The organism is Acinetobacter portensis (genome assembly GCF_009372215.1).
GTDB classification, from domain to species: Bacteria; Pseudomonadota; Gammaproteobacteria; order Pseudomonadales; family Moraxellaceae; genus Acinetobacter; species Acinetobacter portensis.
The window spans coordinates 1-861 of the sequence record NZ_LWRV01000072.1; the positions used below are offsets into that span (position 1 = coordinate 1).

An 861-nucleotide genomic window follows, 5' to 3' on the forward strand; every position below is an offset into this window, starting at 1 on the left:
TAGGGTCTGTTGACATTTCAAGTATAGAATTTACCCGATAAAGGTAGCCAAATAAATATACAAGCTAATGCAACTGCCCCCTCATAGCTACACTTTAGCTTATCATATCGTGTTGCTATTCCTCTGAACTGCTTTAACCTACAAAATGCATTCTCAACTAAGTGTCTGATTTTATAGAAATGCCAATCCATATGATCATTATTTGACTGAGTATTTGCTTTTCTTGGAATATTCGCTTTAGTTTTTTTCGCAGATATTTGTTCTCTTAATGATTCAGAGTCATATCCTTTGTCTGCACAACATACTTCCGTTTCGCTCAAATCAAGTTTTTCAATCATTTTGGGAGCAATCTTGACATCATGTATCGTTCCATCGGAGATAATAATTTCGATTGGATTGCCATCCGCATCAACAGCTAAGTGTATTTTAGAACTATTTCCACCAATGCTTTTAGAAATATCCTGATCTTTTATTCCAGCAGAATGTTGGTGTGCCCGAACATGACTACCATCAATAAAAACCCATTCCATATCAGCATTTGAAGAAATTAATTTAAATATTTTCATTAACTTATCATTTTTACACCAACGATTATATTTTTTAAAGATTGAGTTATACGAACCAAATTCTTTAGGCAAATCACGCCATGGGCAGCCTGTTCTTATTCTATAAAGTATTGCTTCGACAAAATTTCTCAAATTAGATTTGAAATAGATATCAAAATTTCGGAAAATAGAAAGTAACTTAGACCAGTGTTGATCATTCAGCATTGTACGAGGCATAGCGAGAAGTAAATTTGGTTTGGCGATTAAATTTTACTTTCTCGCTATTTTTTTGAACAGAAAATGTCAACAGACCCTA

The 861-nt window shown here is 33.4% G+C and carries 1 protein-coding gene; it reads right to left on the bottom strand.

Annotated elements, in window-relative coordinates; translation table 11 throughout:
• Positions 1–17 precede the first annotated feature (17 nt).
• Positions 18–782 (bottom strand): IS5 family transposase, encoded by a 765-nt coding sequence (locus tag A6M14_RS08015; protein WP_152874452.1) that lies wholly within the window; start codon positions 780–782, stop codon positions 18–20.
• Positions 783–861: the final 79 nt, after the last annotated feature.

Bases quoted from the DNA above. Each gene is read 5' to 3' on its own strand.
- A6M14_RS08015 (WP_152874452.1), bottom strand. From the start codon at position 782: ATGCCTCGTACAATGCTGAATGATCAACACTGGTCTAAGTTACTTTCT.